Genomic DNA, 7,520 nt, shown 5'->3' on the forward strand with positions numbered 1-7,520 from the left:
AGTTAAAATGCGACTTATCCACTTTATCCACACGAACATGTGTATACATTGTGTGAATTGTGTATAACACAAACCCTTTATTTCAAATGTTTCAAAACCTCTGTCCACATTATCCACAAACCTGTGTATAACTTTTCCACAAAAAAGAAGGAGTTTTGTGTCGAATCTCGTCTACTTCGGTCGACAAATAAAAAAGCTCTTTCCCCATTAGGAAAAGAGCCCACCACTTTATTGCGCTTCTAAATTTAGACCTGGCACACCGTTTAATGCCATATCTCCTCGCGTACCCTTCTGATAAGCAACACTGCCCGCAGCTGCAATCATAGCCGCATTATCTGTGCATAAGTGCAATGGCGGAATCACTAAGTCGTAATGTGTTCCTTCAAACCGCTTCTCTAACGTTTGACGAAGCCCTTTGTTCGCTGCTACTCCTCCAGCTAGCAAAACTTGCTTCACGTTATATTGCTCGGCAGCACGGTACGTCTTTTCCACAAGTACATCCACAACACTTGCTTGAAAGCTTGCTGCTAAGTCTTCAGGTTTAATTACTTCACCACGCTGCGTTGCATTGTGAACGGTGTTGATCACCGCAGACTTCAACCCGCTAAAGCTAAAATCAAGTGAGTCCGGTTCTAGCCATGCTCTAGGCAGGTCAATATTCGGTTCTCCCTCTTGCGCGAGCTTATCGATATGAGGACCGCCTGGGTACGGCATGTTCAACGTTCGCGCCACTTTGTCATACGCTTCCCCTGCGGCATCGTCCCTTGTTTCACCGATCACTTTAAACGTTCCGTGCTTCTCCATTAAAACAAGCTCGGTATGTCCCCCAGAAACGATTAGGGACAACAATGGAAAAGTCATCTCTTTTACAAGTCGGTTTGCATAGATGTGTCCTGCAATATGATGTACAGGAACGAGCGGCAGGCCGTGTGCAAAGGCAAATGCTTTAGCAGCATTAACACCAATCAACAGTGCGCCGACAAGCCCAGGTCCTTCTGTTACAGCGACGGCAGTTAAATCAGAAGGCTCAAGTTTTGCCTGATTTAACGCTTCTTCAATCACGATCGTAATTTGTTCTACATGATGGCGTGACGCCACCTCAGGAACAACACCGCCGAACCGTTTATGACTCTCGATCTGAGACGCGACAACGTTTGCTAAGAGCTCTGTGCCGTTCTTCAAAATGGCTACCGCTGTTTCGTCACAGCTTGTTTCTATCGCTAATATCATCTCATTCTTTATCATAATTCCACCCACATTACTAAAGCATCTTCACCATTATCGCTGTAATAGTTTTTCCTGATACCGCCTGCTTCAAATCCTAGCTTTTTATATAAATTCTGCGCAACATGATTACTTACGCGTGCTTCTAGCGTCATCGTTACAGCCCCTTGTGTTTTGGCAAGTTTAATGGCTTCTTTCATGAGCATTTCGCCAAGCTTTCTCCCTCTGTACGAAGGCAGAATCGCTATATTCGTGACATGTGCTTCGTCCATAACGAGCCAGATTCCGCAATAACCGATCGGCTGAAAGGAGTCTTCAATCACGAGGTAATACGCGAATTGGTTCTCAACAATTTCTCTGTAAAAAGCTTCTCTGGACCATGGTACGGCAAAAGACGCTTGCTCAATACCAAGGATATCATCTATATCGCTTACTTTTGCCAATCTAAATGTATAAGCCTCTCCCATCAGTTATCCCTACTTCCCCTGTGACTTCAGCCAGTTCACTTCTGCTTCTGCCAACTGAAGATAGCTTGGAGTAAACGAATGGATATCATCCGGTTCTCTCAACATTCCGATACGGCCTAGTTCACTCGGCCGCGGATTGTGATCCGATAAAGTCCCAATTACCGCTTGATCCCCTAACACTTCTTTTATCGTATCCTGGTGCAACGGAAGATCGTTTCCTACAAATAAAATTCTCTTATCCAATGTTTGCAGCTTCTCCAACCATTCACTTAATAAAATGATTCGGTCTTCCCAAAGATTTTGAAACTCTCCTGAATCATCTTGTCCGTAAAGCCCTGTAAATAATTGAGTACGGCGCGCATCAAATAGGGGCACCACAAACCCGTCAAAATATTTTCCGCTTTGAGCAAGTACTTCGAGACTCGAGATTCCGACAAGATCTTTTTTCAGCGTCCAAGCGAGTGTCTTTGCGATTGTTACTCCGATGCGGACACCTGTGTAGGAACCTGGGCCTTTGGCAACCACAATTCGATCCAGCTCAGCAGGTTTTACCCCAGTTTCTTTAAGCACTTCTTCAATCGCAGGCATCACTCGTATTGAATGATTCTTTTTAAGTTTGTAATATACTCACCGAGCACTTTTCCTTCATCCAATACAGAGATCCCCATCACAAGATTGGATGTATCTATTGCAAGTACTTTCATTACATAATCTCCTTAACGCGTTCTTCGTATCTGTTCCCTAGAGGTGTTACTTGTATCTCGCGCTCATCATCGCCTTTATGCGAGATAACCAGCTCCAGTCTTTCCTCTGGCAAATATTCTTCTATAAAGACTGCCCATTCTACCACACAGACCCCGTCACCTGAAAAATACTCTTCAAAGCCTAGATCTTCATCAGAGTCTTCTAAACGGTACACGTCCATATGATAAAGCGGCAATCGACCGTTGTATTCTTTAATGATGGTAAAAGTAGGAGAATTCACTGTGCGCGTAATTCCGAGTCCTTTTGCGAGGCCTTTTGTAAAAGTCGTCTTCCCAGCTCCAAGATCTCCAGCCAAAGTAAGCACATCTCCTTTTTTAAGAATAGAGCCCAGTTTTTCCGCAAAAGACATCGTTTCTTCCGCTGACTTCGTTTTGTAATGATATGTACGCATGACTTCTCCTTACCTTTCCCTAAAATGATTAAAACCTTTTTTCGTGAGAAGTTCTGTCTCCTCATTCTTTTTATGCAGATAAACTGCTGTCTTACCAGCTTCTCCAACTTTCCCAATTTCATATAAAGGAAGGGAATGTTGTTGGAACGCAGCCGCTAGTTTAGCAAAGTCTTCTTCTGATGCAGATCCAACGAGCACATAATCTTCTCCGCCAAATAACTGATGGTTAAGCCTTTCGCTCTCTCTTAATTCAGCTAGAGTTGTACCTACTGGAATCTTGTCTTTTTGGATATGAATGGAGACGTTACTCGCTTCAGCAATCTCGTTTAGTTCACTCGCAATTCCATCACTAACATCATTCAAGGAGATTCGAAAACCGCTCTTAGCGAGAATTCTCCCTTGCTGAATATGAGGAAGAGGCATTTGATGCTGTTGAATCCACTTCTTTTCGTTATCTGTAAAAGCAGAATGCCTTGTTTTCTCGAGTAATAAGTGGAGCCCAGCCGCAGATTCTCCGGTTGTGCCTGTTAAAAATACGGAGTCACCCGGCTTTGCATTGCTTCGTAAAAGATGTCTTCCTTTTTCTACTTTTCCAATAACCGTCACTGTTAATACTAAAGGTCCTTTTGTAGAAACCGTGTCTCCACCAATGAGATCCATATTGAACGTCTTCGCTAGTTCTGCCATTCCTTTATAGATCTCTTGCAGCTCTTCTTCCTTCCAGTCTGGAGAAATAGCAATTGAAACTAAATAGAACTGAGGAATACCGCCCATCGCCGCAATATCACTTACGTTCACGGCAAGTGCTTTGAAACCTGCCTGATAAGGTGATAATGTATCTCTCGTAAAATGAACGCCTTCCACCATCGTATCGACACAAACCACTTGATCCATTTTTTTGTTCACAGACCAAAGAGCGGCGTCATCACCAATGCCTGCCACTAACTCTGTTTGAAAGCAGTGCTGAGGTGTGATGCTTTTAATCCAGTCAAATTCATCTTTAATCATGGATATGCCCCTCTCTGGTTTAACCTTTGTTGTTCTTGGAAGTGGTTGATTTCCGTTACAGGTGCTCGCTTTCCGCAGGGCAGACGGTGAGCCACATTCGTACGTTTTACTTTTAAGTGTCTCACCTGCCCGCCTGTCCCGCAGGAGTCTCTCACCTTTCACTTCAATCAACTTGTCAATGATGAAAATTAAAAACAATCAAAAACAGCATCTTTAAAGATATTAGCCAAATCAAATTATAAAAAAGCCTTAGGATCATAATAAAACTCCTAAGGTGACAGTAGTATATTTTTAGTTTAACTTACTTTTAGACATAAAAAAACACGAAACCTTGTTTCGTTTTTTAAAAGTGGCGGACCCGACCGGGGTCGAACCGGCGATCTCCTGCGTGACAGGCAGGCATGTTAACCACTACACCACGGGTCCAGCTTGTATGTAATTGATGTAGTTAAAAGTACATGAAATAAAAATTGGTTGCGGGGACAGGATTTGAACCTGCGACCTTCGGGTTATGAGCCCGACGAGCTACCAGACTGCTCCACCCCGCGACGTTATAAAATGTTGTTTTTTGGTTTTAGATAACAACTGTTTCGGACATTTATTAATATATCACGTTTATTAGTATGATGCAAGTGTTTTAAAAATATTAGGCACCGGAAATTTTATTTTTTTCCAGTGCCTGCTGTTTAAGTCGCTTAATTGTTGTTTTCCGGGCGTTTGTTAAACCCTTTTGCATAATAGATAACCGTTAGTAATATTAACCAGAACGGCCCAACAATCAAAGCGATTCGCGTATCTGGGAAGTATGCCATGATCCCCACTACGAAAATAAGAATGGCTAGTGCGATGTATGATCCATATGGAAAGAACGGCACTTTAAATTTCAACGTTTTCTTTTCTTCTTCACTTAAGCTTTTACGGAACTTAAGTTGCGACACAAGGATAATGGACCATGTCCAGATCGCTCCGAATGTTGAAATACTTGTTACCCAAACGAATACTTTTTCAGGAACTAAGTAGTTCAGAACTACTCCAATTAAAAGTGCTGCAGCAGAAACTAGAACAGCTACAGACGGTACACCTGTTTTACTAACTTTATGAAGACCTGCTGGTGCTTGTTTTTGTTCAGCCAGGTTAAACAGCATACGTCCTGTACTGAATATCCCACTGTTACAGCTTGATAATGCAGCTGTTAAAACAACAAAGTTAATGATACCAGCAGCTTGTCCGATACCGATTTTTTCAAATGTAAGAACAAACGGACTTCCTTGCGTTCCGATTTGATCCCACGGATAGATAGACATGATAACAAACAATGCTCCTACGTAAAAGATCAGGATACGCCAGAAAACAGAGTTAACAGCCCTAGCTAGAGATTTTTCAGGATTCTTTACCTCTCCTGCCGTTACACCGATCATCTCAATTCCTAAGAATGCAAACATAACCATCTGCATGGACATAAGGATTCCCTGTATACCGTTTGGAGCAAATCCGCCATTTTCCCAAAGGTTACTGATTCCTGTCGCAACGCCACCGTTACCAAAACCAAATAAAATCATGCCTAAACCTGTAACAATCATCAATACGATGGCAACGATCTTGATTAAAGCAAACCAAAATTCAAATTCTCCATACGCTTTGATAGCTAATAAGTTAATGCTCGCCATAATGACCAGTGCAGATAGGGCCCAGATCCAAACGGGTACATCTGGATACCACATCTTCATATAAATACCTACGGCTGTAATTTCCGCCATACATGTTACGATCCATAAGAACCAATAATTCCAGCCGGTTAAATAACCAGCAAGTGGTCCAATATAGTTTTTTGCATATCGGCTAAAAGATCCGGCAACAGGTTGATGAATCGCCATCTCTCCTAGTGCTCGCATAATGATAAACATTACGGCTCCACCTAATGCATAAGCAAGTAAGATTGCTGGCCCCGCCATTTCAATCGCTGAAGCTGACCCTAAAAATAAGCCAACCCCAATAGCAGCTCCGAGTGACATAAGTGTAATATGTCTTTCCTCGAGCCCACGATGTAATTCTTGTTTCGGCTTCATTTTTATGCCTCCCTTGATGTGTATGATGAAGCGCTTTCACTCGGATATCATATCACAATTCGACAAAGAGAGACAATTCGTTTTTATTACAATTTAAAGCCCTAATGCACTAAACTACTACGGCTTTATTGGCAGCTTCTTTAAAGACCGCACAAATATCATCAACATTTTCAATACCAACTGAAATGCGGATCACATTTTTATTAATTCCTAACTTTTCACATGTCTCTCTTGGTAACGAACGGTGAGACGTTCCTAATGGATAGGATACGGTTGTTTCAACACCAGCTAAGGTTGGAACGATATGGACCCAGTCCAAAGATTTGAAGAACGTATGCACATCACTTTGTTCATCGAGTTCGATTGTAACAATGGATGAATTTCCGGTCTCACTCACGTACTCAGGATAGTATACTTGCTTAATTCCAGCTGTTTCTTTTAGCTGACGCGCTAATTCGGTTGCGTTAGAGATATGACGCTCCATACGCACGCTTAACGTCTTTAATCCTCTTGAAGCCAGCCAAGCATCAAACGGCCCTAGGTTGCATCCAAGATGAATCATTTTCGCTTGTGCTTTTGCAACGAGATCTTCCCTGCCCACAACAACTCCAGCCGTAACATCACTATGCCCGTTCAGATATTTGGTTGCACTGTGAACAACAAGATCGACACCCTTCGTGAATGGCTGTAAAACATAAGGCGTTGCAAAAGTATTGTCAATCATCGATGTAAGATTATGTTTTTTTGCAATTGCAACAAGTGCTTCAAGATCTTCTACACGAAGCAATGGATTGGTTATGGATTCTGAATAGAGCAGTTTTGTGTTTGACCGGATGTTTTTTTCAATTTCAGCGGCGTCTTTAAAGGAAACAAATGTTGTCTCGATTCCAAAGCTTTTCAGGTCATCGGAAAGAAGCTGATAGGTTCCTCCATAAAGGTCATCACATGCTATGATATGATCACCGTTTTGAGCAACAGACAAGATACCAACTAAAATGGCTGACATACCAGATGAAGTGACTACACCCGCAGGAGCCTGTTCGAGCTGAGCCACGCCATTCGCAAAATCGTTCTGATTGGGATTGTTCATTCTCGTATATAAATAGTCGTTCTTTCCTCTAAAATAATCCTCTAAATCATCTAAATCTTTAAAAGAAAAAGCCGATGTCTGGTAGATCGGATTGATCTTACTTACCGACTTTACACCGTTATGACCACTAGCATGTACACTGGAAGTATCAAAATGAACGTTTTTCATTATATATGGCCTCCCCATTGTTTTTAACTCCTAGTTTAGCATAAAACTTGTTGGAAATACGGTGTGGGGATTTGCTTGTAGTGAGAGAATTTAAGGTATAATGGCTGATGGATGGTGTCGAAAGTTGTTTAAAATTTTTTATCCGTGAAATTATCGGTCTTATACGTGAATATATTTTACATTACCGTGGATAAGATCAGGATTACCTCGTAATTGTTTGTGGAGCATCGCTTAACGCCTCATCTGGCACAGCTAGAATCAACTGCCGGACTGGTATTTGGTTCATTTTTGCTGATTTTAGTTGAAGAATATACGAAAAAGAAGATGGATGGGGCCATCTT

Annotated in this window: 8 protein-coding genes, 2 tRNA genes and 1 pseudogene (1 of these 11 running past the window's edge); 1 reads left to right on the forward strand and 10 read right to left on the reverse strand. The window is 42.0% G+C overall.

Annotated features, from left to right (window positions below; all coding sequences use genetic code 11):
- Positions 1-228: 228 nt before the first annotated feature.
- The 10 genes and pseudogenes from tsaD to ACEWFH_RS00270 all read right to left on the reverse strand — a co-directional run bounded on the left by tsaD (position 229) and on the right by ACEWFH_RS00270 (position 7,179).
- On the reverse strand, positions 229-1,245 hold the full coding sequence (tsaD, locus tag ACEWFH_RS00225; RefSeq protein WP_473725723.1) for a tRNA (adenosine(37)-N6)-threonylcarbamoyltransferase complex transferase subunit TsaD: 1,017 nt from the start codon (positions 1,243-1,245) through the stop codon (positions 229-231).
- Positions 1,242-1,691: a ribosomal protein S18-alanine N-acetyltransferase gene (gene rimI / locus ACEWFH_RS00230; protein ID WP_473725724.1), complete on the reverse strand. Its 450-nt coding sequence runs from the start codon at positions 1,689-1,691 to the stop codon at positions 1,242-1,244. Before rimI ends, tsaD begins: the two co-directional genes overlap by 4 nt.
- Positions 1,692-1,700: 9 nt before the next feature.
- Positions 1,701-2,395, reverse strand: a pseudogene (gene tsaB / locus ACEWFH_RS00235) (tRNA (adenosine(37)-N6)-threonylcarbamoyltransferase complex dimerization subunit type 1 TsaB).
- On the reverse strand, positions 2,395-2,847 hold the full coding sequence (gene tsaE / locus ACEWFH_RS00240) for a tRNA (adenosine(37)-N6)-threonylcarbamoyltransferase complex ATPase subunit type 1 TsaE (protein WP_473725725.1): 453 nt from the start codon (positions 2,845-2,847) through the stop codon (positions 2,395-2,397). The pseudogene tsaB and the gene tsaE overlap by 1 nt, the downstream one beginning before the upstream one ends.
- A gap of 9 nt (positions 2,848-2,856) precedes the next feature.
- Positions 2,857-3,855, reverse strand: a complete 999-nt coding sequence (gene thiL, locus ACEWFH_RS00245) for a thiamine-phosphate kinase (RefSeq protein WP_473725726.1) — start codon at positions 3,853-3,855, stop codon at positions 2,857-2,859.
- On the reverse strand, positions 3,852-4,010 hold the full coding sequence (locus ACEWFH_RS00250) for a hypothetical protein (protein ID WP_473725727.1): 159 nt from the start codon (positions 4,008-4,010) through the stop codon (positions 3,852-3,854). Before ACEWFH_RS00250 ends, thiL begins: the two co-directional genes overlap by 4 nt.
- Before the next feature lie 195 nt (positions 4,011-4,205).
- Positions 4,206-4,281, reverse strand: a tRNA-Asp gene (locus tag ACEWFH_RS00255).
- A gap of 45 nt (positions 4,282-4,326) precedes the next feature.
- Positions 4,327-4,403: transfer RNA gene (locus ACEWFH_RS00260), tRNA-Met, on the reverse strand.
- Positions 4,404-4,550: 147 nt separating this feature from the next.
- Complete coding sequence (locus ACEWFH_RS00265) at positions 4,551-5,921, reverse strand: amino acid permease (protein WP_473725728.1); 1,371 nt, start codon at positions 5,919-5,921, stop codon at positions 4,551-4,553.
- A 109-nt stretch (positions 5,922-6,030) separates the two neighbouring features.
- Entirely contained in the window at positions 6,031-7,179 is a 1,149-nt protein-coding gene (locus ACEWFH_RS00270; protein WP_473725729.1) for a trans-sulfuration enzyme family protein, read from the reverse strand.
- Between the two features lie 213 nt (positions 7,180-7,392).
- On the opposite strand from ACEWFH_RS00270, the gene ACEWFH_RS00275 reads away from it, so the two are divergent.
- A protein-coding gene (locus tag ACEWFH_RS00275; RefSeq protein WP_473725730.1) for a hypothetical protein crosses the window boundary here: on the forward strand, positions 7,393-7,520 show its 5' portion. Its footprint extends 55 nt past the window's final position; only the first 128 of its 183 coding nucleotides appear in the window; the start codon lies at positions 7,393-7,395; the stop codon falls past the right edge of the window.

It is taken from the genome of Fictibacillus sp. EA-CB0309, from assembly GCF_055814265.1.